The organism is Azotobacter vinelandii CA (assembly GCF_000380335.1).
Lineage (GTDB): Bacteria > Pseudomonadota > Gammaproteobacteria > Pseudomonadales > Pseudomonadaceae > Azotobacter > Azotobacter vinelandii.
Genome location: NC_021149.1, coordinates 4,383,328 through 4,409,530, shown reverse-complemented (window position 1 = coordinate 4,409,530; position 26,203 = coordinate 4,383,328). Strand labels below are relative to the sequence as shown.

Below are 26,203 nucleotides of genomic sequence, written 5' to 3'. Positions count from 1 at the left end.
AGTGCCCCGTACACAAGGACCCCCCATGAATCCGCTCACCCGCCTGCGGGCGCCGTTGCGCCTGCTCACCCTGTTCTCCCTGCTGCTGGGCGCCGCGCCGGCCCCGGCCGACGACGGCGCACAGGTGCCGTCCCTGGCCGGCAAGCGCATCGCGGTCAGCATGACCGGGACCAGCCATTACTTCGACATCAAGGCGTTCCAGGCCCAGGTGGACGAGATAAAGCGCCTGGGCGGCACGCCGATCACCCTGGACGCCGGGCGCAACGACCGCAACCTGGTGACCCAGTTGCAAACGGTGGTGACCCAGAAGCCCGACGCGGTGATCCAGACCCTCGGCACCCTGAGCGTCATCGATCCCTGGCTCAGGCGCATCAGCGCCGCCGGCATCCCGCTGTTCACCATCGACGTGCCCTCGCAGTACAGCCTCAACAACACCACCTCCGACAACCACGCGGCCGGCCGCGCGCTGGCCGAGCGACTGGCGCAGGACACCGGCGGCCAGGGCAACATCCTGGTGTTCAACGGTTTCTACGGCGTGCCGGTGTGCGCCATCCGCTACGACGAACTGCAGAAGGTGCTGGCCGCCCGGCCGGGGCTGAAGGTGCTCCAGCCGGAGCTGCGCGACGTCATCCCCAACACCGTGCAGGACGCCCGCGCGCAGATCGCCGCGCTGCTCAACAAGTACCCGAAGGGCGAGATCGCCGCGATCTGGGCCGCCTGGGACATTCCCCAGCTCGGCGCCAGCCAGGCGCTGATCGACGCCGGGCGCAGCGAGATCCGCACCTACGGCGTCGACGGCACCCCCGAGGTGCTGGAACTGCTCAAGCGGGCGGATTCGCCGGTCGGCGCGGTGGTCGCCCAGCAGCCGGAGCTGATCGGCCGCACCGCGGTGCGCAACGTCGCCCGCTATCTGGCCGGTCAGCGCGACCTGCCGAAGGAAACCCACGTGGCGACGCTGCTCACCACCCGCGACAACCTGGACCAAGTCAACCGACTGCGAGGCGACCAATGAACGAACACGACGGCATTTCCCGGCGCGCCCTGCTCGGCGCCTCCTCGGCGCTGCTGGCGCTGGGGCTGGCCGCGCCCCTGGCGCGGGCCACGACGCAAGCCGCAGCGGAGGGCGAAGCGCCCTCGCTGGCCGGCAAGCGCATCGCCATCAGCACCGTGGGCACCAGCATCTATTTCGACAGCCGCGCCTTCCAGGCGCAGGTGGAGGAGGTGCGGCGCCTGGGCGGCACGCCGATCACCCTGGACGCCGGGCGCAACGACAAGGCGCTGGTCACCCAGTTGCAGAACCTGGTGACCCAGAAGCCCGACGCGGTGATCCACACCCTCGGCACCCTGAGCATCATCGATCCCTGGTTCAAGCGCATCGCCGCCGCCGGCATCCCGCTGTTCACCATCGAGGTGCCCTCGCAGCACGCCGTCAACACGGTGTCGGCGGACAACTGGAGCACCGGACTGGTGCTGGCCAAGAAGCTGGTGGCGGACCTGCGCGGCAAGGGCCGGGTGCTGGTCTTCAACGGTTTCTACGGGGTGCCGAGCTGCGGTATCCGCTACGACCAGTTGAGGCTGGTGACCAAGTACTACCCGCAGATCGAATTCCTCCAGCCGGAGCTGCGCGACGTCATCCCCAACACCGTGCAGGACGCCCGCGCGCAGGTCGCCGCGCTGCTCAACAAGTACCCGAAGGGCGAAATCGACGCCATCTGGACCGCCTGGGACCTGCCGCAACTCGGCGCCAGCCAGGCGCTGATCGAGGCCGGGCGCAAAGAGATCCGCACCTACGGCGTGGATGGCACGCCCGAGGTGCTGGAACTGCTCAAACGGCCGGACAGTCCGGTGGCGGCGGTGGTGGCGCAGCAGCCGGCGCTGATCGGCCGCATCGCGGTGCACAACGTCGCCCGCTACCTGGCCGGTGAGCGCGATCTGCCGCGGGAAACCTTCGTCGACACCCTGCTGACCACCGCGGACAACGTCGACGAGGTCAAGCGTCTCCGGGGCGACGCATGAGCGCCGCCGAAACGCCGCCGCAGGCGGTCGTCCTGGAACTGCGCGGCATCGTCAAGCGCTTCGGCGCCACCCGCGCGCTGGACGGCGCCAGCCTGCGCGTGCGGCGCGGCAGCGTGCACGGGCTGGTGGGCGAGAACGGCGCCGGCAAGTCGACGCTGATCAAGGTGCTGGCCGGCATCCACCGGCCGGACGCCGGCAGCCTGCTGGTCGACGGCCGCGCGCATGCGCATTTCGATCCGCGCCAGGTGGAGCGCCTGGGCATCCGTTTCATCCACCAGGAGCGCCTGCTGCCGGCCGGCTTCACGGTCGACGAGGCGCTGTTCTTCGGCCAGGAACGCCGGCTCGGCCCCTGGCTCGACCGCCGCGCCCAGCGGCGCGAGGCCGAGCGCCTGCTGGAGCATTGGTTCGGCCTGCGCCTGCCGGCCGGCGCGCTGGTCGGCGAACTGAGCAGCGCCGAACAGCAGGTGCTGCAGATCGTCCGCGCGCTGATCGTCAAGCCGCGCGTGCTGGTCTTCGACGAGCCCAGCGTGGCGCTGGTGCGCAGCGAAGTGGAGCGGTTGCTGTGCATCGTCCGCCGCCTGCGCGACGAGGGCCTGGCGATCGTCTACATCTCCCACTACCTGCAGGAGATCGAGGCGCTCTGCGACCGGGTGACGGTGCTGCGCAACGGCCGCGACGTGGCCGAGGTCGATCCACGCGCCACTTCGCCGGAGCGGATCGCCCGGCTGATGGTCAACCGCGAGGTCGGCGAGCTGTACCCGAAGAGCGCGCCGGCGCCCGGCGCGCCGCTGCTGGAGGTGCGCGGCCTGGGACGCGGGCGGGCCTATCGCGACATCGACCTGAGGGTGCGCCGCGGCGAGGTGGTCGGCCTCACCGGGCTGGTCGGTTCCGGCGCCAAGGAGCTCTTGAAGAGCTTGTTCGGCCTGGCCCCGCCGGATACCGGCGAGGTGCGCCTGGACGGCCGTCCGCTGGCGTTGCGCACGCCACGCCAGGCGGTGGCCGAGGGCATCGCGCTGCTGCCCGAGGAGCGCCGCCGGCAGGGCGTGGCCCTGGACCTGAGCGTGCAGGAGAACGTCACCCTGGCGGCACTGCCGCGTTTCTCCCGCTTCGGCCTGCTGTCGCGACGCGCGGAGCGGCGCGAGACGCTCGGCCTGATCGAGCGGCTGCGGATCAAGAGCGCCGGCCCGCAGGCCACCGTGCGCCAGCTCAGCGGCGGCAACCAGCAGAAGGTGGCGCTGGCCAAGTGGTTCGCCCGCCGTTCCAGCCTGTACCTGCTGGATGAGCCCAGCGTCGGCATCGATATCGGCGCCAAGGCGGAGATCTACCGGCTGATCGGCGAACTGGCCAGGGAGGGCGCCGGGGTGCTGATCCTCTCGTCCGACCTGCCGGAGCTGCTCGGCCTCTGCGAGCGCATCCACGTCATGCACCGCGGGCGGATCGCCGCCCGTTTCGAGGCCGGCGAGGCGGACAGCGACAAGCTGCTGGCCGTCGCCACCGGCGCCGTCGCACAGCAGGAGACTTCCGTCCATGAATCCATCCCCGGTTGAAGCGGCCCGCCCGCGCCTGGGCACGCTGCTGCTGCGCCGCGGCGCCCTGCTGGCGTTCGCCGCCATCCTCCTGGTCTTCGCCCTGGGCGCGCCGAACTTCCTGGCGCCGGGCAATCTGGCCAACGTGCTGGCCCAGTCGGCGATCCTCGGCATCCTCGCCTTCGGCCTCACCACGGTGATCGTCGGCGGCGGCTCCAACGTGCTGTCCGGCGGGCTGGACCTGTCCGTGGCGGCCAACCTGGGGCTTTCCGCGGCGGTCTACGCGACCCTCGACAATGCCGGCTACGGCGCCTTCGCCGGTATCGGCCTGACCCTCGCCACGGGGCTGGCGGTGGGCCTGCTCAACGGCCTGGTGGTGGTCGGCTTCCGCCTGCCGCCGCTGCTGGCGACCCTGGCCAGCATGAACCTGGTGGCCGGGCTGGAGCTGGTGCTGACCGAGAACACCGTGCTGCCGAGCGCCTCGCCGCTGCTGGAATGGCTGGCCTTCGGCGTCTGGCTCGGCGTGCCGGCGCTGGCCTGGGTGCTGCTGGGGGTCGCCGCGCTGCTGATCCTGCTGATCGACTGCACGCCCTTCGGCCTGCGCCTGTACGCCGTCGGCGAGTACCCGGAGGCGGCGCATGCCGCCGGCATCGCGGTGCGCCGCCATGTGTTCGCCAGCTACCTGATCAGCGGCCTGTGCGGCAGCCTCGCGGCGTTCTGCTCGGCGGCCTGGTTCAGCGGCAGCACCACGGGGTCCGGGGAGATGCTGCTGTCGGTGGTGGCCATCGCCTTCCTCGGCACGATCTTCTCCCGGCGCCTGCGGCCGAGCATCGGCGGGACGCTGCTGGCGACCCTGCTGGTGGGCTTCATGATCAACGGTTTCCAGTTGCTGAACATTTCCAGCTTCTGGGTCAACGGCCTGCAGGGCGTGCTGATCCTGCTGGTGGTCGCCCTGTCCGGCCTGTCGCGCAAGGAGCCCTGAGATGAGCGATTCCTACCTCGACCCGCGCCCCGCGCGCCTGTCGTGGCCGTCCCGGCGGGCGGCGCTGCGCCTGGCGCTGCCGGCGCTGTTCGTGGCCATCCTGGCGTTCTTCGCGCTGGCGGCGCCGGGTTTTCTCAGCCTCGGCAACCTGTCCAGCCTGCTGCTCAACAACTTCGTGTTGCTGGCCATGGTCGCCATCGGCATGACCTGTGCCATCGCCGCCGGCGGCATCGACCTCTCGGTGGGCACGGCGCTGGACTTCTCCGCGCTGGCCTTCGTGGCCCTGCTCAACGCCGGGTCCGGCCTGCCGCTGGCGCTCGGCGGCGCGCTGCTGGCCGGCACCCTGGTCGGCGCCGGCAACGCCGGGCTGATCGCCGGGCTGCGCATCTCGCCGTTCCTCGCCAGCCTCGGCAGCCTGTTCATCGGCACCAGCGCGCAGCAGTTGTTGTCCGACGGCGGTCAGCCGAATTACCTGGCGCCCGAGGCGCGGCCGGATCTGGCCGGCGCGCGGTTTTTCGGCGTGCCGCTGCCGTTGCTGGCGGTCGCCGCGCTGGCGGCCGTCTACGGTCTGGCGCTGGCCCGCGGGCGCTTCGGCCGGCAGGTGCTGGCGCTCGGCAACCAGCCGCTGGTGGCGCGCTATTCGGGCCTGGCGGAACGGCGCATCGCCGCCTGGGTGTTCGTCGCCGGCGCCTTCGCCTGCGCCCTGGCCGGCATCCTGCTGGCGGCGACGGTGAACGCCTACGTGCCGATGTCCGGCAACGCCTTCCTGATGAACGCCATCGGCGCGGTGTTCATCGGCGCCACCCTGAACCGCCACGGCCGGGCGAACATCCCCGGCACGCTGCTCGGCGTGCTGTTTCTCAACGTCACCGCCAACGGCCTGCTGCTGATCGGCTGGAGCTTCTACTGGCAGCAGGTCGCCACCGGGGCGCTGATCCTGCTGGTGCTGGTGTTCAGCTTCGTCGGCCGGCGGCCGGGAGACTGAGCGGGGCCGGGGCGCCGGCGCTCAGTCGGGGGAGGGCTTTCGCGGAGTACCTTCGGCTGGACGCCGGAAATGCCGGAATAGCGGGCATATTTCGCCATGAGGTCGTCGAACAGTCCCTCGGCGCCATCGTGCAGCAGCAGTTCGCCGATGCTGATGTCCGGCATGCCCTGCTCGGGAATGGCTCCGACTCCGAGACGGCCCAACTGGAAGGGGCCGACGATCTCCAGCAGGTCGTAGTCGTCGAATCCGCGGATCGCCTTCGAGAACATCCTGGCGAGGTTGTGGCGCAGATAGCCCTCGGGCAGGTTCATCTCGAACACCGGGTGGACGCCGCGCGGCCAGGGGTATTCGTCGCCTCGCACGGGCATCGGCAACGACACCGCATCGCGCGGGTCGGTGGCGGTTTCGTATCGGAAGCGCGTGTCGCGCCGGTCGGCGTCGCTTCGCGCCAGGCGGCCGACGAGCCGGTTGTCCAGGATCACCGGCAGGCCCTCATCGATCGCCATGGAAACCTTCCTTCACGACTTCGTCCAGGGTCGAGCGTCCGCGCAGGGGTTCGGCCGTCAACGAATGGCCGAGCAGGTTGAGCAGTGCCTCGATCTTGCGTATGCCGACCTCGTGCACGCTGTTGTTCTCCAGCCCGGAGATGGTCGCACGGCTCATGCCCAGGCGCTGCGCCAGCGCCTGCTGGGACAGGCCCTTCTCCCGGCGGAGCCGGCGCACCAGTCGGCCAAGGGTTTCGATGCTCATCGGATGCACTCTATACAATGCAGTTTTGGCCTAACACTAGCATATGCATCGGATACGATGCGTTCGATTGCCGGCAAGCGATTCCCAGCCCATGGCTTTCCGCCCGGGAGACGTACCGCACAGGTTCGGACGCGGCGCGCAAACGCTGTCCGCCGGGCAGCACCTGCGCAACAGCTTGCGTCGGCAAGAACACCGCCAGAATCCGCTCGCTCTTTTCAAGATGCTGATTTTTAAGCCGATTTTCCTGTTGGCACGGCTGCTGCTCTAAGGTCTTCGGCGGGTGCCGTCACGGTGCCCGGCGTTTTCCAGCCACCTTCTTAGTCTTGGAGCACATGCCATGAGTCAGGAACCGATCAAGTTCGCCTACTGGGTACCCAACGTCAGCGGCGGCCTCGTCGTCAGCAAGATCGAGCAACGCACCAGTTGGGACATCGACTACAACCGCGAACTGGCGAGGATCGCCGAGAAGGCCGGCTTCGAATACGCGCTGTCGCAGATCCGCTTCACCGCCGGCTACGGCGCCGAGTACCAGCACGAATCGGTGGCCATCAGCCACGCGCTGCTGGCTTCCACCGAGAAGCTGCGGGTGATCGCCGCGATCCTGCCGGGGCCCTGGCATCCGGCGGTGCTGGCCAAGCAGATCTCCACCATTTCCCATCTCACCGGCGGGCGTATCGCGGTGAACATCGTTTCCGGCTGGTTCCGCAGCGAGTTCACCGCCATCGGCGAACCCTGGCTGGAGCACGACGAGCGCTACCGGCGTTCCGAGGAGTTCATCGAGGTGCTCAAGGGCATCTGGACCCAGGACGATTTCAGCTACCGGGGCGACTTCTACCGCTTCCACAACTACAGCCTCAAGCCCAAGCCGTTGCAGCAGCCGCGCCCGGAGATCTTCCAGGGCGGCAGTTCGCGCGCGGCGCGCGACATGGCCTCGCGGGCGGCCGACTGGTATTTCACCAACGGCAATAGCGTGGAAGGGATCAAGGCCCAGGTGGACGACCTGCGCGCCAAGGCCGCGGCCAACGACCACAAGGTCAAGGTCGGCGTGAACGCCTTCATCGTCGCCCGCGACACCGAGGAGGAGGCCAGGGCCGTGCTGGCCGAGATCCTCGCCAAGGCCGATCCCGAAGCGGTCAGGGCCTTCGGCCACGAGGTCCGCCAGGCCGGTGCGGCCAGCCCGGAAGGCGAGGGCAACTGGGCCAAGTCCACCTTCGAGGATCTGGTGCAGTACAACGACGGCTTCAAGACCAACCTGATCGGTACCCCGCAGCAGATCGCCGAGCGCATCGTCGCCCTCAAGGCGGTGGGCGTGGACCTGATCCTCAGCGGTTTCCTGCACTTCCAGGAGGAGGTCGCCTACTTCGGCGAGAAGGTGCTGCCGCTGGTGCGCGAGCTGGAGGCCAAGCGGGCCGCCGAGAAGAGCGCGGCATAAGCCATGGTTCGCTTCGCGGACGGCGGGGAGCGCGTCCCCGCCACCCTGCCGGACTGGCTGCGCTGGCAGGCGCAGCAGCAGGGCGAGAGCATCGCCCTGCGCCACAAGCGCCTGGGCATCTGGCAGGCGCGCACCTGGACGCAGGTGGCCGGCGAGGTGCGCGGTCTGGCCAGCGCGCTGCAGGTGCGCGGCTTCGCCGGCGATTCCCTGCTGGTGATCCTCAGCCGGCCGCGTCCCGAGGCGCTGCTGGCGGCGCTGGCCGCGCAGTGGCTGGGCGGGGTGGCGGCGCTCTTCGATCCATTGGCGGAGGCCGCCGGGCAACGGGAACTGCTGCGCGAACTGCAACCGGACTTCGTCTTCGCCGAGACTCTGGATGAGCTGGAGCGCCTGCGCGGCGCCGGGCTCGCTCCGCGCCTGACGATCTACGCCGAGGCGCGCGGGGTGCGGGCGCAGGAGGGAGAGCAGGACTACGCCCGCCTGCTGGCCGGGCTGCGTCCGGCGCAGCCGGAGCCGCAGGCCCAGGCCGGGCGCGGCGCCTTCGCCTTCTACCGCAGGGGCGCCAGCGGGCGCAGCGAGCGGCAGCTCATCGGCCATGACGAACTGCTGCGCCAGGGCCGGCAACTGGTGCAGGCCGAGCGGCTCGGAGCGCAGGAGGAGGCCCTGGCGGCGCGCGCCTTCGCCGCCGGCGGCCAGGCCCGCTACCTGCTGGCGCCCTGGCTGATCGCCGGCTTCCGCCTGAACTTCCCGGAAAGCCTCGCCACCCGCGACAACGACCGCCGCGAGCTGGGACCGACCCTGGTGGCCGGCACCCGGGAAACCTACGGTCGCCTGCACGAACTGGCGCTGGCCCGCCTGCCGCAGCCGGGCAGCGTGTCGCGGCATCTGGTGGACTGGGCGTTGGCCCGGCGACCCGGCCTGCTGCGCCAGACGCTCGGCCACTGGCTGGTGCGCCGGCCGCTGCGCGACGTGCTGGGCTTTTCCCGCACCCGCACGCCGCTGCTGGTGGGCGAACCGTTGCCGCGGGACGCCGAAGCGTTCTTCGCCGGGCTGGGCGTCGCGGTACGCGCCTGGCCCGATCCATCCGAATGGCACAGTCCGCCCGTGCATCCGCTGCCGTCCGTCGACGGCTGGGTCGCCGGCGGTCCGCAACCGGTCTGACGAGGAGCCCCGCGCATGTCCTATCCGACGAGCCAGCCGTTGCTCGAGCTGGACAACATTTCCCTGGCGTTCAAGGGCGTCAAGGCGATCTCCAATATCAGTTTCGCCGTGGCCGACGGCGAGATCTGCGCGCTGATCGGCCCCAACGGCGCGGGCAAGAGTTCGCTGCTGAACGTCATCAACGGCGTGTACCGGCCGCAGGAGGGGCAGATCCGCTTCGACCGGGTCGAGCGGCCGCGGATGCGGCCGCATCAGGCCGCCGAGCTGGGGATCGCCCGGACCTTCCAGAACATCGCGCTGTTCAGAAGCCTGAGCGTGCTCGACAACGTGCTCACCGGGCGCAACCTGCGGCGCCAGGGCCACTGGCTCGGCCAGGCGCTGCGCACGCCGGGCGCCGCCGCCGAGGAGGATCGCCAGCGCGAGGCGGCGGAGCGGGTGATCGAGTTCCTGCGCCTGCAGCCGTGGCGCGACGCCGTCGTCGGCCGGCTGCCCTACGGTCTGCAGAAGCGCGTCGAGCTGGCCCGCGCGCTGGCCGCCGAGCCGCGCCTGCTGCTGCTCGACGAGCCGATGGCCGGCATGAACGCCGGGGAGAAGCGCGAGATGAGCCGTTTCATCGTCGAGACCAACCGCGAGTTCGGCACCACGGTGGTGTTGATCGAGCACGACATCGGCGTGGTGATGGGGATTTCCGACCACGTGGTGGTGCTCGACTACGGCCGCAAGATCGGCGACGGCCCGCCGGACGCGGTGCGCCGCGATCCCGAGGTGATCGCCGCCTATCTGGGCACGCGGCACTGAGGTCTTTCTTCCTGGAGGGGAGTGGGCCGTTTTCCCTCTCCCCCGGCCCCTCTCCCACAAGTGGGAGAGGGGAGCGACGGGGCTGTGCTCCTTCTTCCGCAGGTGGGAGAGGGGAGCGACGGGGCTGTGCTCCTTCTTCCGCAGGTGGGAGAGGGGAGCGACGGGGCTGTGCTCCTTCTTCCGCAGGTGGGAGAGGGGAGCGACGGGGCTGTACTCCTTCTTCCGCAGGTGGGAGAGGGGAGCGACAGGGCTGTACTCCCTCTCCCGCTTGCGGGAGAGGGCCGGGGAGAGGGCCGTTTCAACCGTCTGCGTACAACAGGCGACAGGAGTGGATATGGAGTTTTTCTTCGAAGTGCTGATCGGCGGGCTGCTGGCGGGGGTGATGTATTCCCTGGTCGCCATCGGCTTCGTGCTGATCTACAAGGCCTCGGGCGTGTTCAATTTCGCCCAGGGCGCGATGGTGCTGTTCGCCGCGCTGACCTTCGTCAGCCTGCTCGAACGCGGCGTGCCCTTCGTCCTGGCCTTTCTGGTCACCCTGGCGGCCATGGTGGCGCTGGCGCTGCTGATCGAGCGCGCGGTGCTGCGCCCGCTGGTCAACCGCTCGCCGATCACCCTGTTCATGGCCACCCTCGGCCTGTCGTACATGCTCGAAGGCTTCGCCCAGGCGCTCTGGGGCGCCCAGGTGCACGGCCTGGACCTGGGCATCGGCGACGAGCCGCTGGAGATCGGCGGCCTGCTGCTGTCGCAGTTCGACCTGTTCGCCGCCGGCACCGCCGCCGTGCTGGTGGCGGTGCTCTCGCTGCTGTTCAACAAGACCCGCATCGGCCTGTCGCTGCGCGCGGTGGCCGACGACCCGCTGGCGGCGCTGGCGCTGGGCATCCGCCTGCAGCGCATCTGGGCCGTGGTCTGGGCGGTGGCCGGTTTCGTCGGCCTGGTCGCCGGTCTCCTGTGGGGGGCGCGCCTGGGTGTGCAGTTCTCCTTGTCGCTGGTGGTGCTCAAGGCCCTGCCGGTACTGATCATCGGCGGCTTCACCTCGATCGGCGGGGCCATCGCCGGCGGCCTGATCGTCGGCGCTTCGGAGAAGCTCGCCGAGGTCTATCTGGGACCTTTCGTCGGTGGCGGCATCGAGAACTGGTTCCCCTATGTGCTGGCCCTGCTGTTCCTGCTGGTGCGTCCGGCGGGGTTGTTCGGCGAGCGCGCCATCGAGCGCGTGTAAGGAGTCTTTCCCATGCTCTATCGAGAAGCCGGCCAGTTCAGCAGCCGTTATGCCGACGACCGCCGGGTGTTCCGCCTGCGCCAGGACCGCCTCGGCCTGGCCCTGCTGCTGGTCTTCGCCTTCGCCGTGGTGCCCTGGCTGGGCAACGACTACTGGTTCGGCGCCATCCTGATTCCTTTCCTGGTGCTGTCGCTGGCCGGGCTGGGGCTGAACCTGCTGACCGGCTACGCCGGCCAGTTGTCCCTGGGCTCGGCGGCGTTCATGGCGGTGGGCGCCTTCGCCGCCTACAACTTCGAGCTGCGCGTGCCGGGCCTGCCGCTGCCGGCCAGCCTGCTGCTCGGCGGGCTGGTCGCCGCGCTGGTGGCGCTGCTGTTCGGCCTGCCGAGCCTGCGCATCAAGGGTTTCTACCTGATCGTCTCGACGCTGGCCGCGCAGTTCTTCGTGCCGTGGGCGCTGACCCGCTTCGGCTGGTTCTCCAACTACGATGCCTCCGGGGTGATCAGCGCGCCGAAGCTGGAGATTTTCGGCATCGACTTCGGCACGCCGGCCGGACGCTACCTGCTGACCCTGGGCGTGGTGACGGCGCTGTTCTGGCTCGGCCACAACCTGGTGCGCAGCGAGCTGGGCCGCAACTGGATGGCGGTGCGCGACATGGACACCGCCGCCGCGGTGATCGGCATCCCGCTGTTGAAGACCAAACTGCTGGCCTTCGCCATCAGCGGCTTCTTCCTCGGCGTCGCCGGCTCGCTGTGGGCCTTCGCCTATCTGGGCACCGTGGAGCCGCACGGCTTCGATCTCAACCGTTCGTTCCAGGTGCTGTTCATCGTCATCATCGGTGGGCTGGGCAGCATTCTCGGCAACTTCCTCGGCGCGGCCTTCATGGTGCTGTTCCCGCTGCTGCTGTCGAACCTCGCCGGCCTGCTGCCGGGCGGCCTGATCGACGCCGGCCAACTGGAAAACCTGCAGAAGATCGTTTTCGGCGCGCTGATCGTCGTCTTCCTGATCAAGGAGCCGGAAGGCCTCGCCCGCCTCTGGCAGCGCCTGCGCGAGCGCGCGCGGATCTGGCCGCTGCGCCACTGACTTGCCAAGCACCACCGGACGCCGCTCCGGCCCCGACCTTCATCCATTTCCAAGGACAATCACGATGTTCGAGCGCAGTTTCGCCAGCCGTCTGGCGCTGGCCCTGAGCCTGGGCGGCGCGGCCTTCGCCGCGCAGGCCGGAGGCGAACAGTATTTCCCGCTGCAGAGCTACCGGGTCGGCCCCTACGCCGCCGGCGGCACCGGTTTCTTCGGCGGTTTCATCGACTATCTCAGGTACGTCAACGCCAACGGTGGAGTGAACGGGGTCAAGCTGACCTGGAGCGAGTGCGAGACCGAATACGTGGTGGAGAAGGGCGTCGAGTGCTACGAACGCCTGAAGGGCGGCCTGAACGGCGCGCCGGCGGCGGCCACCAACCCGCTGTCGGTGGGCATCGCCTACGCCACCCTGGACCGCTCCACCGCCGACAGGCTGCCGCTGATCACCATCAACCACGGGCGCACCGACTCCACCGACGGCAGCGTGTTCCCCTATGCCTTCCCGCTGCAGCTCAACCCGTATTCCGAAGTGTCGGCGATCGTCAACTACATCGGCCAGCAGGCCGGCGGCCTGGACAGGCTCAAGGGCCTGAAGATCGTCACCCTCTACCACGGCTCGCCCTACGGCAAGGAAACCAACGAGGTGTTGAAGACCCTCGCGGAGAAATACGGCTTCGCGCTGACCCTGCTGGAGGTGCCGCATCCGGGCAACGAGCAGCAGTCGCAGTGGCTGAACATCCGCCGCGAGAAGCCCGACTGGGTGATCCTGCGCGGCTGGGGGGTGATGAACCCGGTGGCGTTGAAGACCGCGCAGAAGGTCGGTTTCCCGGCCAACCGGATCATCGGCAACATCTGGAGCAACTCCGAGGAGGACGCCGCGCCGGCCGGCGCCGCGGCCAAGGGCTTCATCGCCATCACCACCCATCCGTCCGGCAGCGACTTCCCGGTACTGCAGGGCATCAGGCAGGAGGTGGTCGACAAGGGCCAGGGCGACCTGGCCGATCCGAAGCGCTTCGGCACCGTCTACTACAACCTCGGCGTGGTCAACGGCATCCTCAACGTCGAGGCGCTGCGCATCGCCCAGGAGAAGTTCGGCAAGCAACCCCTGAGCGGCGAGCAGGTGCGCTGGGGCCTCGAGAATCTCGAGCTGGACGACGCGCGCCTGGCCGCCCTCGGCGCCAAGGGGCTGGTGCAGCCGCTCAAGCTGTCCTGCTCCGACCACGAGGGCGGCGGCGCGGTGCGCTTCCAGCAGTGGGACGGCGAGAAGTGGACGCTGATCAGCGACTGGGTGCAGGCCGACCGCGCCCTGCTGCGGCCGATCATCGAGGCGTCCTCGCGCAAATACGCCGCCGAGAAGGGCATCGCGCCGCGCGATTGCGCCAAGGAGGCCTGAGCGGCCCGTCCGGGGATGGCCCGCCCGCGCCATCCCCCTGTCATACGGACGGACGATGATGAACTGCTTCACAACCGGGCATCCGGCGCGGGCATTCTGTGAACCACGTCCGCTGTACGGACTTATCAGGCCGCGTGCCTGGGTCGATAATTGGTCCGCTTCCGCTTTTGGAGACGGTCTTGTCGAGTCCATCCCCTTCCGTTACCGATTCTTCCCTGTTGGTGGTGCAACTGACCGACAGTCACCTGTTCGCCGACGCCGAGGCGCGTCTGCTCGGCATGCAGACCCAGGACAGCCTGCAACGGGTGGTCGAACTGGTTCGCCGCGAACAGCCGCGCATCGACCTGGTGCTGGCCAGCGGCGACATTTCCCAGGACGGCTCGGCCGATTCCTACGCCCGTTTCCTGCGCATCTGCGCGCCGCTCGCCGCGCCGCTGCGCTGGCTTCCCGGCAACCACGACGATCCCGAGGTTCTGGCGCGCGCCGGCGGCGAGTGCCGCCAGCCGGTCGTCGACCTGGGCGACTGGCGCCTGGTGCTGCTCGATTCGGTCCTGCCCGGCGCGGTGCCCGGCTTCCTCGACGCGGACGAACTGGCCCGGCTCGAACGGGCCCTGGTGGAGGCGCCCGGGCGTCATCATCTGGTCTGCCTGCATCACCACCCGGTATCGGTCGGCTGCCAGTGGATGGAGTCGATCGGCCTGCGCAACGCCGAGGCGCTGTTCGCCGTGCTCGACCGCTTCCCGCAGGTGCGCGCGCTGCTCTGGGGGCATGTGCACCAGGAGTTCGACCGTATGCGCCGCGGCGTGCGCCTGCTCGCTTCGCCCTCGACCTGCGTGCAGTTCACGCCCGGCAGCGCGGACTTCTCGGTCAGCGACCAGGCGCCCGGCTACCGCTGGCTGCGCCTGCACGCCGACGGCCGGCTGGACACCGGCGTGTCGCGGCTGACCGGCTACCGCTTCCGGATCGACTACGCCACGGACGGCTACTGAGGCCCGGCGGGGCCATGCCGCACGGCGGCGAACCGGCCGGCCGACTTGAGACTGTCGCGTGCCGCTTGTAGCCTTCTCCTTCCGTCACCGTCGACCGAGAGTCATGCCCAGCGCCGTGCCGTCCATTCTCTATATCCACGGCTTCAACAGTTCGTCCGCTTCCCTCAAGGCCCGGCAACTGACCTGTGCCATGCAAGCCCTCGGCCTGGCCCTGCGGCTGCGGGTGCCGGATCTGCACCACCATCCGCGCCGGGCGATCGCCCAGCTCGAGACGCTGCTCGCCGAGCTGGGGCGCCCCACGCTGGTCGGCAGCTCCCTGGGCGGCTACTATGCGACCCACCTGGCCGAACGGCACGGCCTGCGGGCCGTGCTGATCAACCCCGCGGTACGGCCCTACCGGCTGTTCGGCGGCCGTCTGGGGACGCAGCACAACCACTACAGCGGCGAGACCTGGGAACTGACCGTCGACCATCTGGCGGCGCTCGCCGAGCTGGAGGTGCCGCCCCCGCGGGACCCCGCGCGCTACCGGGTGTGGCTGCAGACCGGCGACGAAACCCTCGACTGGCGGGATGCCGCGGCCTACTACCGGCACTGCGCGCCGGCCGTCGAGCGGGGCGGCGACCATGGTTTCCAGGGCTTCGCCGGGCGCCTGCCGGAACTGCTCGCCTTCGCCGGCTTCGACGCCGCGCTGTGGCGCGATTTCGATTTTTCCGAACTCTGAATTAAGGCAACCATGGCTCAGACCTACAACGCGGACGCCATCGAAGTCCTTTCCGGGCTCGACCCGGTGCGCAAGCGCCCGGGCATGTACACCGACACCACGCGTCCCAACCACCTGGCCCAGGAGGTGATCGACAACAGCGTCGACGAGGCCCTGGCCGGTCACGCGAAATCCGTGCAGGTGATCCTCCACGAGGACAATTCGCTGGAGGTGATCGACGACGGCCGCGGCATGCCGGTGGACATCCACCCGGAGGAAGGCGTGCCGGGGGTCGAACTGATCCTCACCAAGCTGCATGCCGGCGGCAAGTTCTCCAACAAGAACTACCAGTTCTCCGGCGGCCTGCACGGCGTCGGCATCTCGGTGGTCAACGCGTTGTCGACCCGTGTCGAGGTGCGGGTCAGGCGCGACGGCAACGAATACCGCATGGCCTTCGCCGACGGCTTCAAGGCCAGCGAGCTGGAGATCGTCGGCAGCGTGGGCAAGCGCAACACCGGCACCAGCGTGCATTTCTGGCCGGATGCCAGGTACTTCGATTCGCCGAGGTTCTCCGTCGCCCGCCTGAAGCATGTGCTCAAGGCCAAGGCGGTGCTCTGTCCGGGCCTGTCGGTGGGCTTCGAGGACAAGGGCAGCGGCGAGAAGGTCGAGTGGCACTACGAGGACGGCCTGCGCTCCTACCTGGCGGATGCCGTCGGCGACTTCCCCCGCCTGCCCGAGGAGCCTTTCACCGGCAGCTTCGCCGCCAGCCGCGAGGCGGTGGAATGGGCGCTGCTGTGGCTGCCCGAGGGCGGCGAGTTCCGCTCGGAAAGCTACGTCAACCTGATCCCCACCGACCAGGGCGGCACCCACGTCAACGGCCTGCGCCAGGGCTTGCTGGACGCCATGCGCGAGTTCTGCGAGTTCAGGAGCCTCTTGCCGCGCGGCGTCAAGCTGGCGCCGGAGGACGTCTGGGAGCGCATCGCCTTCGTCCTCTCGATGAAACTCGCCGAGCCGCAGTTCTCCGGGCAGACCAAGGAGCGCCTGTCCTCGCGCGAGGCGGCGGCCTTCGTCTCCGGCGTGGTCAAGGACGCCTTCAGCCTGTGGCTCAACGAGCACCCCGAGCTGGGCCTGCAACTGGCCGAACTGGCGATCAGCAACGCCGGCCGCCGTCTCAAGGCCGGCAGGAAGGTCGAGCGCAAGAAGATCACCCAGGGGCCGGCGCTGCCCGGCAAGCTGGCCGACTGCGCCGGGCAGGACCCGCTGCGCGCCGAGCTGTTCCTGGTCGAGGGCGATTCCGCCGGCGGCAGCGCCAAGCAGGCGCGCGACAAGGAGTTCCAGGCGATCATGCCGTTGCGCGGCAAGATCCTGAACACCTGGGAAGTGGACGGCGGCGAGGTACTGGCCAGCCAGGAGGTGCACGACATCGCCGTGGCCATCGGCATCGACCCCGGCTCGGCGGATCTTTCGCAACTGCGCTACGGCAAGATCTGCATCCTCGCCGACGCCGACTCCGACGGCCTGCACATCGCCACGCTGCTCTGCGCGCTGTTCGTCCGCCACTTCCGCCCGCTGGTGGAGGCCGGTCACGTGCATGTGGCCATGCCGCCGCTGTACCGCATCGACCTCGGCAAGGAGATCCACTACGCCCTCGACGAGGCCGAGCGCGACGGCATCCTCGAACGCCTGACCGCCGAGAAGAAACGCGGCAAGCCGCAGGTCACCCGCTTCAAGGGGCTCGGCGAAATGAACCCGCTGCAACTGCGCGAGACCACCATGGACCCCAACACCCGCCGCCTGGTGCAACTGACTCTCGACGACTTCGACGGCACCCGCGAGGTCATGGACATGCTGCTGGCGAAGAAGCGCGCCGGCGACCGCAAGTCCTGGCTGGAAACCAAGGGCAACCTGGCCGAGGTGCTGGTCTGATGCGGCGCTGGCTGGCGGCCCTGTGCCTGCTGTTCGGCACGGCGCCGCACGCCGCACAGGTGGAGCCCCTGCGCCTGCTCGGCGAGCATCCGCTCGACGGCATGCCGAGCGGCAACTTCTCCGGGCTGGCCCGCTGCGGGGACTCGCTGTGGGCGGTCTCCGACCGCGACGACGACCGCCTCTACCGCCTGTGGCCCGGCGAGAAGGCCTGGCGGGCCGAGGCGCAGACCTTCGTCCTGCCGCCACTGCCCGACAGCGCTCTGCCCTGGGGCATTCGCGCACGCTCCAGGCTGATGGGCAAGCTGCGCGGCGGCGAGATGGATTTCGAGGGGCTGAGCTGCGATGCCCGGGGTAACCGCTATCTGGTCAGCGAGGCCTACGCCGCCGTGCTGCAGTTGCCGGAGATCGGCCAGCCGCAGTGGCTGGCGCTGCCGGCGCCGCTGCTGCGCCAGGCGCGGGCCAGCGGCATGCTGCTGAAGTTCAACGCCATGTTCGAGGGGATCGCCATCGATCCGCCCGGCGCGCGTCTCTGGCTGGCCGCCGAGCGCGAGCGCCGCGGACTGCTGGTGGCGCACCGCGCCCGCGACAACTGGCAGTGCCACGGCAGTTGCGTGCTGCTCAGCGAGGACGGTCCGGGAGAGCCGCCGGCTCGCTTGGAAAGCCGGGGCAAGTGGGCGAGGAGTTTCTCCGACCTGGCCTTCCACGGCGACAAGCTGTTCAGCCTGGAGCGCCTGGCGCACCAGATCTGCCGGCACAGCCCGAACACCGGCGAGGTCGAGCGCTGCTGGTCGTTCGCCGACGAACTGCTCACCGACGCGCGCCGCTACGCACAGCCCTGGGGCAGCGCCGAGGCCCTGTGGATCGACGACGACGGCGCCTGGATCGGCACCGACAACGGGACCCTTGCCCGCGGCGACGGCGAGACCCGGCCGATGCTCTGGCATTTCGCCGCGCCGGCCGGGGGCTGGAACGGCCAGCCGTGAGCGCGGCCTGCCGCACACAGGTGTGTCATCGATTGTTTTCCGCGTTGCGACGAAAGCGGGGCCGTGCGGCGTCGCGGCTCCTGGCAGGGGAATGCCATTGCCAAGGGCCGCGAACGCCGGCCGGCCGCGTTTCCGGCGGCAACGCAATCGGGGAAACAATCGATGACATCCCCTGGGGACTGACCCATGCACGAATCCTTCGATCCCGGCCTGGACGGCGTGGAACGCCGCTCCCTCGCGGACTTCACCGAGCAGGCCTACCTCAACTATTCCATGTACGTGATCATGGACCGCGCCCTGCCGCACATCGGCGACGGTCTTAAGCCCGTGCAGCGGCGTATCGTCTATGCGATGAGCGAACTGGGCCTGGATGCCGACGCCAAGCACAAGAAGTCGGCGCGCACCGTCGGCGACGTGCTCGGCAAGTTCCATCCGCATGGCGACTCGGCCTGCTACGAGGCCATGGTGCTGATGGCCCAGCCGTTCAGCTACCGCTATCCGCTGATCGACGGCCAGGGCAACTGGGGCGCGCCGGACGATCCCAAGTCGTTCGCCGCCATGCGCTACACCGAGGCGCGCCTGTCGCGCTATGCGGAGGTGCTGCTGGCCGAACTGGGGCAGGGTACCGCCGACTGGGTGCCGAACTTCGACGGCACCCTGGATGAGCCGGCGGTGCTGCCGGCGCGGCTGCCCAACCTCCTGTTGAACGGCACCACCGGCATCGCCGTGGGCATGGCCACCGACGTGCCGCCGCACAACCTGCGCGAGGTGGCGGCCGCCTGCGTGCGTCTGTTGGACGAGCCGCAGGCGACGGTGGCGCAGCTCTGCGAGCACATCCCGGGGCCGGACTTCCCCACCGAGGCGGAGATCGTCACACCCCGCGCCGAGCTGCTGAAGATCTACGAGAGCGGCCGCGGCACGCTGCGCATGCGCGCGCTGTACCGGGTCGAGGACGGCGACGTGGTGATCACCGCGCTGCCGCACCAGGTGTCCGGGGCCAAGGTGCTGGAGCAGATCGCCGCGCAGATGCAGGCCAAGAAGCTGCCGATGGTCGCCGACCTACGCGACGAGTCGGACCACGAGAATCCCTGCCGCATCGTCATCATCCCGCGCTCCAACCGGGTCGACGTGGAAGGGCTGATGCAGCATCTGTTCGCCACCACCGACCTGGAGACCAGCTACCGGGTCAACCTCAACATCATCGGCCTGGACGGCCGGCCACAGGTGAAGAACCTGCGCGCGCTGCTTTCCGAGTGGCTGGAGTTCCGCGTGCGGACGGTGCGCCGGCGCCTGCAGTTCCGCCTCGACAAGGTGGAGAGGCGTCTGCACCTGCTCGAAGGCCTGCTGATCGCCTTCCTCAACCTCGACGAGGTGATCCGCATCATCCGCAGCGAAGACCAGCCGAAACCCGTGCTGATCGAACGCTTCGCGCTCAGCGAGGCGCAGGCCGACTACATCCTCGACACCCGCCTGCGCCAGCTGGCGCGGCTGGAGGAGATGAAGATCCGCGGCGAGCAGGAGGCGCTGGCCAAGGAGCGCGACAAGCTGCTGGGCCTGCTCGGCAGCGAGGCCAGGCTGAAGAAGCTGGTGCGCAAGGAACTCCTGGCGGATGCCGAGACCTACGGCGACGCGCGGCGCTCGCCGATCGTCGAGCGCGCCGAGGCCAGGGCCCTGTCGGAAACCGAGCTGCTGCCCACCGAGCCGGTGACCGTGGTGCTTTCCGAGAAGGGCTGGGTGCGCTGCGCCAAGGGCCACGACATCGATCCGGCGGCGCTCTCCTACAAGTCCGGTGACACTTTCAAGGCGGCGGCCCAGGGCCGCTCCAACCAATATGCCGTATTCATCGATTCCAGCGGCCGCAGCTATTCCCTGGCGGCCCATTCGCTGCCTTCGGCGCGTGGCCAGGGCGAGCCCCTGACCGGACGCCTGGCGCCGCCGCCGGGGGCGGGCTTCGAATGCGTGCTGCTGCCGGACGACGAGGCGCTCTATGTGCTGGCTTCCGATGCGGGCTACGGATTCGTGGCCAAGGGCGAGGACCTGCAGGCGAAGAACAAGGCGGGCAAGGCCCTGCTGAGCCTGCCGGCCGGCGCCCGGGTCATGGCGCCGCGGCCGCTGGGCGATGCGGGCAGCGACTGGTTGGCGGCGGTGACCTCGGAGGGTCGCCTGCTGTTGTTCAGGGTCGCCGAGCTGCCGCAACTGGCCAAGGGCAAGGGTAACCGGATCATCGCCATTCCGGGGGCACGGGTCGCCAGTCGCGAGGAATACCTCTGCGACTTCGTCGTGCTGTCCGAACGGGCGACCCTGCAACTGCAGGCCGGCAAGCGCACCCTGTCGCTGAAGCCGGCCGATCTGGAGCATTACCGGGGCGAGCGCGGCGGGCGCGGCAACAAGTTGCCGCGTGGTTTCCAGCGGGTCGACGCGCTCTTGGTCGAGGAGCCGGGCTGATGGCAGAATGTCGTTGAAAGCCTGTCGCTGGTTGCCTGCCCGGCTGCCGGCCAGCGACAACCTTTCGATCGCACGGGGCGGCCCGCGAGGGAGCGATGGAGTGGCCATCTCCAGGCTTGACCCGGTCCGGGGCTTGCAACGGCCTCCGGCGAATGAATCAGCCCGACTTCGGGCATGGCCGACAGCCTCCCGGTGCGCCTGATCAGCGCGGTGCGCCGGGCCACGGCCTTTGGGATGGATCATGGCTGCCTGTCGGCAACCTCCTGGGTGAACATTGATGAGATTCCCGCGTTTTCGCTTGCTTGTCCTGCTGGTTGCCCTTTCCCTGCTGAGCGCCTGCTCACTCCGCCCGACGACGACTCTCTACCGGCTGGACAGCGGCAACCCTGAAACGCCCGAGCGAAACGGTCCGGCCGTGCTGCTCGGTCCGCTGACCTTGGCCGATTATCTGCAACGGGAGGATGCCCTGCTGGTGCAGCGCCACGAGGACGGACACCTGAGCACCGCCAGCGATGCCCGCTGGGCCGGCGACCTCAAGGCCGACGTCGACCAGTTGCTGCTGCGTCACCTGGCCTGGCACCTGGACAGCCACCGCCTGGTGCCCGAGCCGGGGGCGCCCGGTTTCAAGCCGGACGTACAGGTCCAGTTGAACATCACCCGCCTGGATTCGGGCCCCCAGCAGCCGGCCGTGCTGGAGGCCCAGTGGCGCCTGCTGGATCGCCGGGGGCACCTCAGCGAGAGCCGGCTGATCCGTCTGCAGGAGCCGCACCAGGGCTCCAGCGCCGATCAGGTGCGGGCACAGAGCCTGGTGCTGCAGCGTCTCGCCGAGCGGCTGGCGGTGGCGATCCGGCCGCTGGCCGAGCAGCAGGCGCAGGCTGCCGCGGCAGCGGCGGAGCCGCGCAGGAGCACGCGCGCGGCCGCGCCCAAGGCACAGGCGAAACCGCCGCGCACGCCGGATATCCCGATCGCCACGCCGACCCGCAACGTCGAGGTGTTCCGCTTCTGAGTTCAGGGCAGGTCGAACAGCAGCGCCTCGGTCTTGTCGCGGGCCTCCAGTTCGATGGCCGGCTCGTCGACCAGCGTGGCGCCGTCGCCGGCCGCCAGGGACACGCCGTTGACCTGCAGGCTGCCGCTGGCGACGTGCAGGTAGTAGGTGCGCCCGGTGCGGGCCGGCTGGCTGGTCCGCTGCCGGTCGTCCAGGCGGGCCAGGTACAGGCAGGCGTCCTGGCGGATCGGCAGCGAGCCCTCGCGGCCGTCCGGCGAGACCAGCAGGCCGAGCCCGCGCAGGTTGGAAAAGTCCTTCTGCGCATAGCGCGGCGGCACCCGGCTTTCCCGGGGCTGGATCCAGATCTGCAGAAGGTGCAGCGGCTCGCTGGCGGACGGGTTGTACTCGCTGTGCACGACGCCGCTGCCGGCGCTCATCACCTGGACTTCCCCGGCCCGCAGGCGACTGCTGTTGCCCATGCTGTCCTTGTGCTCGACGGTGCCTTCCAGCATGTAGGTGACGATTTCCATGTCGCGGTGCGGGTGGGCGTCGAAGCCGCTCCGCGGCGCGACGCGGTCGTCGTTGATCACCCGCAGTTGCGAGACGCCCATGTGGCGCGGGTCGTAATAGTCGGCGAAGGAAAAGCTGTGGTGGCTGTCCAGCCAGCCGAGATTGGCGTGTCCACGTTCGTCTGCCGGGCGCAGAGTGATCATCGAATCTCTCCTGTGGGGTGAAGGGGTATCGCCGTCAGCAAGGCTAGTCCGCAGCGAAGTGGATGAAAAATGCGCTTTTCGGGAGCGATTCATCGAATTCGTCGATGGTTTCGGCGCTGGCCGCTGGCGGGGAGGGCGCTTCCGGGAGAGAGGCGGGCGGTCGGGGCAGGGGCAGGAAGAAAAGGCTCGTGCGGAGCTGCGGTCGTCGTTCGGAGTCGACCCACCCGGCCATCCGGGCCGTGAATCCGCCGGCCGGGCGGGTCGAAAGGGGCCACGCACGAGGCCGGGCCGACCTCATGCGTGGGGGGACGGCTTATTCTTCCCGGATCGAGAAGTTGCCCATGTGTTCCAGGCCCTTGATCAGCGCCGAGTGGTCCCAGTCGCCGCCGCCGAGGGCCACGCAGGTGCTGAATACCTGCTGGGCGCTGGCGGTGTTCGGCAGGTTCAGGCCCAGTTCGCGGGCGCCGGACAGCGCCAGGTTCAGGTCCTTCTGGTGCAGGTTGATGCGGAAGCCCGGATCGAAGGTGCCCTTGATCATGCGCTCGCCGTGGACTTCGAGGATCTTCGAGCCGGCGAAGCCGCCCATCAGGGCCTCGCGTACCCTGGCCGGATCGGCGCCGTTGCGGGCGGCGAACAGCAGGGCTTCGGCGACGGCCTGGATGTTCAGGGCGACGATGATCTGGTTGGCCACCTTGGCGGTCTGGCCGTCGCCGTTGGAACCCACGCGGGTGATGTTCTTGCCCATGGCCTGGAACAGCGGCAGGGCGCGCTCGAAGGCGTCCAGGCAGCCGCCGACCATGATGCTCAGGGTCGCGGCCTTGGCGCCCACCTCGCCGCCAGACACCGGCGCGTCCAGGTAGGCGGCGCCGGTGGCCCTGATCTTCTCGGCGAAGACCTTGGTGGCGGTGGGGGAGATGGAGCTCATGTCGATCACCACCTTGCCGCTGCCGACGCCCTCGGCCACGCCGTCCTTGCCGAACAGCACGTCCTCGACGTGCGGCGTGTCCGGGACCATGACGATGATGAACTCGGCCTCGCGGGCCACCTCGCGCGGGTTGGCCAGGACGACGGCGCCGTTTTCCAGCAGTTCGGCGGGCGGCTCGCCGTGGTGCCTGGAGAGAACCAGGTCGTGATCCGCCTTGCGCAGGTTGAGGGCCATCGGCTTGCCCATGATCCCGGTGCCGATGAATCCGATCTTGGCCATATGGAAATCTCCTTCGACTCAGTTGTTGTGGGTGATCAGCCAGTCCAGGCCGGCGGTGGTCGTGGTGGCCGGCTTGTATTCGCAGCCGACCCAGCCCCGGTAGTCGATGCGGTCCAGAAGGCAGAAAAGGAAGTGGTAGTTGATCTCGCCGGTGCCGGGCTCGTTGCGGCCCGGGTTGTCGGCGATCTGCACGTGGTTGATCGCCGCCAGGTTGGTTTCCAGGGTGCGCGCCAGGTCGCCTTCCATGATCTGCATGTGGTAGATGTCGTACTGCAGGAACAGGTTGCCGCTGTCGACCTTCTCGCGGATGGCCAGGGCCTGCCGGGTGTTGTTCAGGTAGAAGCCTGGGATGTCGCGGGTGTTGATGGCTTCCATCACCAGCTTGATGCCGGCGCCCTTGAGCTTCTCGGCGGCGAACTTGAGGTTGTCGACGAAGGTCCGTTCGACCAGGGCGTCGTCGTGTCCCTGCGGACGGATACCGGCCAGGCAGTTGACCTGGTCGTTGCCCAGCACCCTGGCGTAGGCGATGGCCTGGTCCACGCCGGCGCGGAATTCTTCCACGCGGTCGGGGTGGCAGGCGATGCCGCGCTCGCCCTTGGCCCAGTCGCCGGCCGGCAGGTTGAACAGCACCTGTTCCAGCTTGTTGGCGTCCAGGCGGGCGCGGATTTCCTCGGCCGGGAAATCGTAGGGAAAGAGGTATTCGACGCCGCGGAAACCGGCGAAGGCGGCGGCGGCGAAACGGTCCAGGAATTCCACTTCGGTGAATAGCATGGACAGGTTGGCGCAGAAACGGGGCATTTGTTGCTCCTGTCTATCGGGTTGGCGGGTAGCGACTTTCATCCTCGTGCCCGGTGGGCGGGAGGATCAGTCGAGCGGCAGGATCGAGGTCGGGGCGTCGGCCCCGGTCCTGGCCAGTTCCTCGAACTCGGTGACGGCATCGATCTCGGTGCCCATGGCGATGTTGGTGACACGCTCCAGGATGACCTCGACCACCACCGGCACGCGGAACTCCTTCATCAACTGCCTGGCCCTGGCGAAGGCGCCCGGCAGCTCGCCGGGTTCGAACACGCGGATCGCCTTGCAGCCCAGGCCCTCGACCACCGCGACGTGGTCCACGCCGTAGCCGTTGAGCTGCGGCGCGTTGATGTTCTCGAAGGACAACTGCACGCAGTAGTCGATCTCGAAGTTGCGCTGCGCCTGGCGGATCAGGCCCAGGTAGGAGTTGTTCACCAGCACGTGGATGTAGGGCAGGTTGAACTGCGCGCCCACGGCCAGCTCTTCGATCATGAACTGGAAGTCGTAGTCGCCGGACAGCGCGACCACCGGACGCCGCGGGTCGGCCTTGACCACGCCGAGCGCCGCCGGAATGGTCCAGCCCAGCGGGCCGGCCTGGCCGCAGTTGATCCAGTGGCGCGGCTTGTAGACGTGCAGGAACTGCGCGCCGGCGATCTGCGACAGGCCGATGGTGCTGACGTAGCAAGTGTCCTTGCCGAAGAACGCGTTCATTTCCTCGTACACGCGCTGCGGCTTGATCGGCACCTCGTCGAAGTGGGTCTTGCGCTGCAGGCTGCGCTTGCGCTCGCGGCAGGCCTCGACCCAACCGCCGCGGTCCTTCAGCCTACCGGCGGCCCGCCATTCGCGGGCCACTTCGAGGAAGGCGTCGAGGGCGGCGCCGGCGTCGGAAACGATGCCCAGGTCCGGGGTGAACACGCGGCCGATCTGGGTCGGCTCGATGTCGACGTGGATGAAGCGGCGGTCCCGGGTATAGACCTCGACCGAGCCGGTGTGGCGGTTGGCCCAGCGGTTGCCGATGCCGAACACCAGGTCGGAGGCCAGCAGGTTGGCATTGCCATAGCGGTGTGCGGTCTGCAGGCCGCACATGCCGACCATCAGGCGGTGGTCGTCGGGGATGCTGCCCCAGCCCATCAGGGTCGGGATGACCGGCACGCCGGTCAGTTCGGCGAACTCGACCAGCTTGTCGGCGGCGTCGGCGTTAATGATCCCGCCGCCGGCGACGATCAGCGGGCGCTCGGCCTCGTTGAGCATGGCCAGGGCCTTCTCGGCCTGGATGCGGCTGGCCGACGGCCTGCTCACCGACAGTGGCTGGTAGGCGTCGATGTCGAATTCGATCTCGGCCATCTGCACGTCGAACGGCAGGTCGAGCAGTACCGGGCCGGGCCGGCCGCTGCGCATCTCGAAGAAGGCCTTCTGGAAGGCATAGGGCACCAGCCCCGGTTCGAGAACGGTGCTGGCCCACTTGGTCACCGGCTTGACGATGCTGGTGATATCGACGGCCTGGAAGTCTTCCTTGTGCAGGCGGGCCCGCGGAGCTTGGCCGGTGATGCAGAGGATCGGGATGGAGTCGGCCGAGGCTGAGTACAGGCCGGTGACCATGTCGGTCCCGGCGGGGCCGGAAGTGCCGATGCAGACGCCGATGTTGCCCGGGTTGGTGCGGGTATTGGATCGACGACTTTCATCAGAAACAATGAAATCGTAGTTAATGGCAAATTCGACAGATACACTCTCATGGAAATATTTCGTTGGAAAGCGCCCCGGAGCAGCCAACAAAACGCGGCTTGAACGCCCGGGCTTTTCGACAAGTTATCGAGTATGGCCATGGATGAAAAAACATAAACGGCAAGATTGATCCTCGGCTTTTTCGTGCCAAATAAAAACGGCCCGATCATTTTCATTCGAATATTCCCGAGAAGAGAATTTCGGAAGCCGCACACGCGGAGCCGGGTAATTCAGCCTGAGTCACCCTGCCACAGTGACGGTATGCCACGGTGACGGCGTACGCCATATAGGTACACTACCCCACATTCACTGTGCTTTCTGCTTCCATAGGGAAATTTGCCGGCATGTTGTCCTCCAGCAGCATCGCCGGCTTCTTCTTTTCTGCCTGCCGTTGTCCGCGGTAGCGCC

General features: G+C 68.8%; 24 protein-coding genes. 18 read left to right on the top strand and 6 right to left on the bottom strand.

Features of this window, described 5'->3' with window-relative positions; all coding sequences use genetic code 11:
- Window positions 1-25: 25 nt before the first annotated feature.
- Genes AVCA_RS19865 through AVCA_RS19845 form a run of 5 tightly spaced genes read left to right on the top strand, consistent with a single transcriptional unit; the run spans window position 26 to window position 5,509 of the window.
- A complete protein-coding gene (locus AVCA_RS19865; RefSeq protein ID WP_012702851.1) occupies window positions 26-1,012 on the top strand; it encodes a sugar ABC transporter substrate-binding protein in 987 nt (328 codons plus the stop codon).
- The gene (locus tag AVCA_RS19860; RefSeq protein WP_012702850.1) at window positions 1,009-2,016 is read left to right on the top strand and encodes a sugar ABC transporter substrate-binding protein; all 1,008 of its coding nucleotides are present in this window, start codon (window positions 1,009-1,011) and stop codon (window positions 2,014-2,016) included. The genes AVCA_RS19865 and AVCA_RS19860 overlap by 4 nt, the downstream gene beginning before the upstream one ends.
- Window positions 2,013-3,563 carry a sugar ABC transporter ATP-binding protein gene (locus AVCA_RS19855; protein WP_012702849.1) on the top strand — a complete coding sequence of 517 codons (1,551 nt, stop codon included), beginning with the start codon at window positions 2,013-2,015 and terminating at the stop codon, window positions 3,561-3,563. The genes AVCA_RS19860 and AVCA_RS19855 overlap by 4 nt, the downstream gene beginning before the upstream one ends.
- Window positions 3,544-4,524, top strand: a complete 981-nt coding sequence (locus AVCA_RS19850; RefSeq protein WP_012702848.1) for an ABC transporter permease — start codon at window positions 3,544-3,546, stop codon at window positions 4,522-4,524. The genes AVCA_RS19855 and AVCA_RS19850 overlap by 20 nt, the downstream gene beginning before the upstream one ends.
- 1 nt (window position 4,525) lies before the next feature.
- A complete protein-coding gene (locus AVCA_RS19845) occupies window positions 4,526-5,509 on the top strand; it encodes an ABC transporter permease (protein ID WP_012702847.1) in 984 nt (327 codons plus the stop codon).
- Here the strand turns inward: AVCA_RS19845 and AVCA_RS19840 are convergent.
- Together AVCA_RS19840 and AVCA_RS19835 are read right to left on the bottom strand one after the other, a co-directional pair.
- Entirely contained in the window at window positions 5,428-6,015 is a 588-nt protein-coding gene (locus AVCA_RS19840) for a HipA N-terminal domain-containing protein (protein ID WP_050764401.1), read from the bottom strand. The genes AVCA_RS19845 and AVCA_RS19840 overlap by 82 nt on opposite strands.
- Window positions 6,002-6,259: a helix-turn-helix domain-containing protein gene (locus AVCA_RS19835; RefSeq protein WP_012702846.1), complete on the bottom strand. Its 258-nt coding sequence runs from the start codon at window positions 6,257-6,259 to the stop codon at window positions 6,002-6,004. Before AVCA_RS19835 ends, AVCA_RS19840 begins: the two co-directional genes overlap by 14 nt.
- A 91-nt stretch (window positions 6,260-6,350) precedes the next feature.
- Here AVCA_RS19835 and AVCA_RS26540 point away from each other — a divergent pair, with 91 nt between their 5' ends.
- The 13 genes from AVCA_RS26540 to AVCA_RS19775 all read left to right on the top strand — a co-directional run bounded on the left by AVCA_RS26540 (window position 6,351) and on the right by AVCA_RS19775 (window position 21,382).
- Window positions 6,351-6,527: a hypothetical protein gene (locus AVCA_RS26540; protein WP_012702845.1), complete on the top strand. Its 177-nt coding sequence runs from the start codon at window positions 6,351-6,353 to the stop codon at window positions 6,525-6,527.
- A 69-nt stretch (window positions 6,528-6,596) separates the two neighbouring features.
- The gene (gene sfnG, locus AVCA_RS19830) at window positions 6,597-7,691 is read left to right on the top strand and encodes a dimethylsulfone monooxygenase SfnG (protein ID WP_012702844.1); all 1,095 of its coding nucleotides are present in this window, start codon (window positions 6,597-6,599) and stop codon (window positions 7,689-7,691) included.
- A gap of 3 nt (window positions 7,692-7,694) precedes the next feature.
- On the top strand, window positions 7,695-8,849 hold the full coding sequence (locus AVCA_RS19825; protein ID WP_012702843.1) for an AMP-binding protein: 1,155 nt from the start codon (window positions 7,695-7,697) through the stop codon (window positions 8,847-8,849).
- Window positions 8,850-8,864: 15 nt separating this feature from the next.
- Window positions 8,865-9,647 carry an ABC transporter ATP-binding protein gene (locus AVCA_RS19820; RefSeq protein ID WP_012702842.1) on the top strand — a complete coding sequence of 261 codons (783 nt, stop codon included), beginning with the start codon at window positions 8,865-8,867 and terminating at the stop codon, window positions 9,645-9,647.
- Window positions 9,648-9,981: 334 nt separating this feature from the next.
- The gene (locus tag AVCA_RS19815) at window positions 9,982-10,863 is read left to right on the top strand and encodes a branched-chain amino acid ABC transporter permease (RefSeq protein WP_012702841.1); all 882 of its coding nucleotides are present in this window, start codon (window positions 9,982-9,984) and stop codon (window positions 10,861-10,863) included.
- 12 nt (window positions 10,864-10,875) lie between these two features.
- Complete coding sequence (locus tag AVCA_RS19810; RefSeq protein WP_012702840.1) at window positions 10,876-11,943, top strand: branched-chain amino acid ABC transporter permease; 1,068 nt, start codon at window positions 10,876-10,878, stop codon at window positions 11,941-11,943.
- A 64-nt stretch (window positions 11,944-12,007) separates the two neighbouring features.
- Window positions 12,008-13,333, top strand: a complete 1,326-nt coding sequence (locus AVCA_RS19805; RefSeq protein WP_012702839.1) for an ABC transporter substrate-binding protein — start codon at window positions 12,008-12,010, stop codon at window positions 13,331-13,333.
- 179 nt (window positions 13,334-13,512) lie between these two features.
- Window positions 13,513-14,322 carry a 3',5'-cyclic-AMP phosphodiesterase gene (gene cpdA / locus AVCA_RS19800; protein WP_012702838.1) on the top strand — a complete coding sequence of 270 codons (810 nt, stop codon included), beginning with the start codon at window positions 13,513-13,515 and terminating at the stop codon, window positions 14,320-14,322.
- A 103-nt stretch (window positions 14,323-14,425) separates the two neighbouring features.
- Window positions 14,426-15,043 carry a YqiA/YcfP family alpha/beta fold hydrolase gene (locus tag AVCA_RS19795; RefSeq protein ID WP_012702837.1) on the top strand — a complete coding sequence of 206 codons (618 nt, stop codon included), beginning with the start codon at window positions 14,426-14,428 and terminating at the stop codon, window positions 15,041-15,043.
- A gap of 12 nt (window positions 15,044-15,055) precedes the next feature.
- Window positions 15,056-16,948 (top strand): DNA topoisomerase IV subunit B, encoded by a 1,893-nt coding sequence (parE, locus tag AVCA_RS19790; RefSeq protein WP_012702836.1) that lies wholly within the window; start codon window positions 15,056-15,058, stop codon window positions 16,946-16,948.
- A complete protein-coding gene (locus tag AVCA_RS19785) occupies window positions 16,948-17,931 on the top strand; it encodes an esterase-like activity of phytase family protein (RefSeq protein ID WP_012702835.1) in 984 nt (327 codons plus the stop codon). The genes parE and AVCA_RS19785 overlap by 1 nt, the downstream gene beginning before the upstream one ends.
- Window positions 17,932-18,117: 186 nt before the next feature.
- A complete protein-coding gene (parC, locus tag AVCA_RS19780; RefSeq protein ID WP_012702834.1) occupies window positions 18,118-20,376 on the top strand; it encodes a DNA topoisomerase IV subunit A in 2,259 nt (752 codons plus the stop codon).
- A 277-nt stretch (window positions 20,377-20,653) separates the two neighbouring features.
- Complete coding sequence (locus tag AVCA_RS19775; RefSeq protein WP_012702833.1) at window positions 20,654-21,382, top strand: PqiC family protein; 729 nt, start codon at window positions 20,654-20,656, stop codon at window positions 21,380-21,382.
- Window positions 21,383-21,384: 2 nt separating this feature from the next.
- Here AVCA_RS19775 and AVCA_RS19770 read toward each other — a convergent pair whose 3' ends face one another.
- From AVCA_RS19770 to gcl, 4 genes are all read right to left on the bottom strand, one after another.
- Window positions 21,385-22,074 (bottom strand): pirin family protein, encoded by a 690-nt coding sequence (locus tag AVCA_RS19770; protein ID WP_012702832.1) that lies wholly within the window; start codon window positions 22,072-22,074, stop codon window positions 21,385-21,387.
- Window positions 22,075-22,387: 313 nt separating this feature from the next.
- The gene (locus tag AVCA_RS19765; protein ID WP_012702830.1) at window positions 22,388-23,278 is read right to left on the bottom strand and encodes a 2-hydroxy-3-oxopropionate reductase; all 891 of its coding nucleotides are present in this window, start codon (window positions 23,276-23,278) and stop codon (window positions 22,388-22,390) included.
- Between the two features lie 18 nt (window positions 23,279-23,296).
- Window positions 23,297-24,076, bottom strand: a complete 780-nt coding sequence (gene hyi / locus AVCA_RS19760; protein WP_012702829.1) for a hydroxypyruvate isomerase — start codon at window positions 24,074-24,076, stop codon at window positions 23,297-23,299.
- 66 nt (window positions 24,077-24,142) lie between these two features.
- Window positions 24,143-25,846 (bottom strand): glyoxylate carboligase, encoded by a 1,704-nt coding sequence (gene gcl, locus AVCA_RS19755; protein ID WP_012702828.1) that lies wholly within the window; start codon window positions 25,844-25,846, stop codon window positions 24,143-24,145.
- Window positions 25,847-26,203: the final 357 nt, after the last annotated feature.

Bases quoted from the DNA above. Each gene is read 5' to 3' on its own strand.
- AVCA_RS19865 (WP_012702851.1), top strand. From the start codon at position 26: ATGAATCCGCTCACCCGCCTGCGGGCGCCGTTGCGCCTGCTCACCCTG.
- AVCA_RS19860 (WP_012702850.1), top strand. From the start codon at position 1,009: ATGAACGAACACGACGGCATTTCCCGGCGCGCCCTGCTCGGCGCCTCC.
- AVCA_RS19855 (WP_012702849.1), top strand. From the start codon at position 2,013: ATGAGCGCCGCCGAAACGCCGCCGCAGGCGGTCGTCCTGGAACTGCGC.
- AVCA_RS19850 (WP_012702848.1), top strand. From the start codon at position 3,544: ATGAATCCATCCCCGGTTGAAGCGGCCCGCCCGCGCCTGGGCACGCTG.
- AVCA_RS19845 (WP_012702847.1), top strand. From the start codon at position 4,526: ATGAGCGATTCCTACCTCGACCCGCGCCCCGCGCGCCTGTCGTGGCCG.
- AVCA_RS19840 (WP_050764401.1), bottom strand. From the start codon at position 6,015: ATGGCGATCGATGAGGGCCTGCCGGTGATCCTGGACAACCGGCTCGTC.
- AVCA_RS19835 (WP_012702846.1), bottom strand. From the start codon at position 6,259: ATGAGCATCGAAACCCTTGGCCGACTGGTGCGCCGGCTCCGCCGGGAG.
- AVCA_RS26540 (WP_012702845.1), top strand. From the start codon at position 6,351: ATGGCTTTCCGCCCGGGAGACGTACCGCACAGGTTCGGACGCGGCGCG.
- sfnG (WP_012702844.1), top strand. From the start codon at position 6,597: ATGAGTCAGGAACCGATCAAGTTCGCCTACTGGGTACCCAACGTCAGC.
- AVCA_RS19825 (WP_012702843.1), top strand. From the start codon at position 7,695: ATGGTTCGCTTCGCGGACGGCGGGGAGCGCGTCCCCGCCACCCTGCCG.
- AVCA_RS19820 (WP_012702842.1), top strand. From the start codon at position 8,865: ATGTCCTATCCGACGAGCCAGCCGTTGCTCGAGCTGGACAACATTTCC.
- AVCA_RS19815 (WP_012702841.1), top strand. From the start codon at position 9,982: ATGGAGTTTTTCTTCGAAGTGCTGATCGGCGGGCTGCTGGCGGGGGTG.
- AVCA_RS19810 (WP_012702840.1), top strand. From the start codon at position 10,876: ATGCTCTATCGAGAAGCCGGCCAGTTCAGCAGCCGTTATGCCGACGAC.
- AVCA_RS19805 (WP_012702839.1), top strand. From the start codon at position 12,008: ATGTTCGAGCGCAGTTTCGCCAGCCGTCTGGCGCTGGCCCTGAGCCTG.
- AVCA_RS19795 (WP_012702837.1), top strand. From the start codon at position 14,426: ATGCCCAGCGCCGTGCCGTCCATTCTCTATATCCACGGCTTCAACAGT.
- parE (WP_012702836.1), top strand. From the start codon at position 15,056: ATGGCTCAGACCTACAACGCGGACGCCATCGAAGTCCTTTCCGGGCTC.
- AVCA_RS19785 (WP_012702835.1), top strand. From the start codon at position 16,948: ATGCGGCGCTGGCTGGCGGCCCTGTGCCTGCTGTTCGGCACGGCGCCG.
- parC (WP_012702834.1), top strand. From the start codon at position 18,118: ATGCACGAATCCTTCGATCCCGGCCTGGACGGCGTGGAACGCCGCTCC.
- AVCA_RS19775 (WP_012702833.1), top strand. From the start codon at position 20,654: ATGAGATTCCCGCGTTTTCGCTTGCTTGTCCTGCTGGTTGCCCTTTCC.
- AVCA_RS19770 (WP_012702832.1), bottom strand. From the start codon at position 22,074: ATGATCACTCTGCGCCCGGCAGACGAACGTGGACACGCCAATCTCGGC.
- AVCA_RS19765 (WP_012702830.1), bottom strand. From the start codon at position 23,278: ATGGCCAAGATCGGATTCATCGGCACCGGGATCATGGGCAAGCCGATG.
- hyi (WP_012702829.1), bottom strand. From the start codon at position 24,076: ATGCCCCGTTTCTGCGCCAACCTGTCCATGCTATTCACCGAAGTGGAA.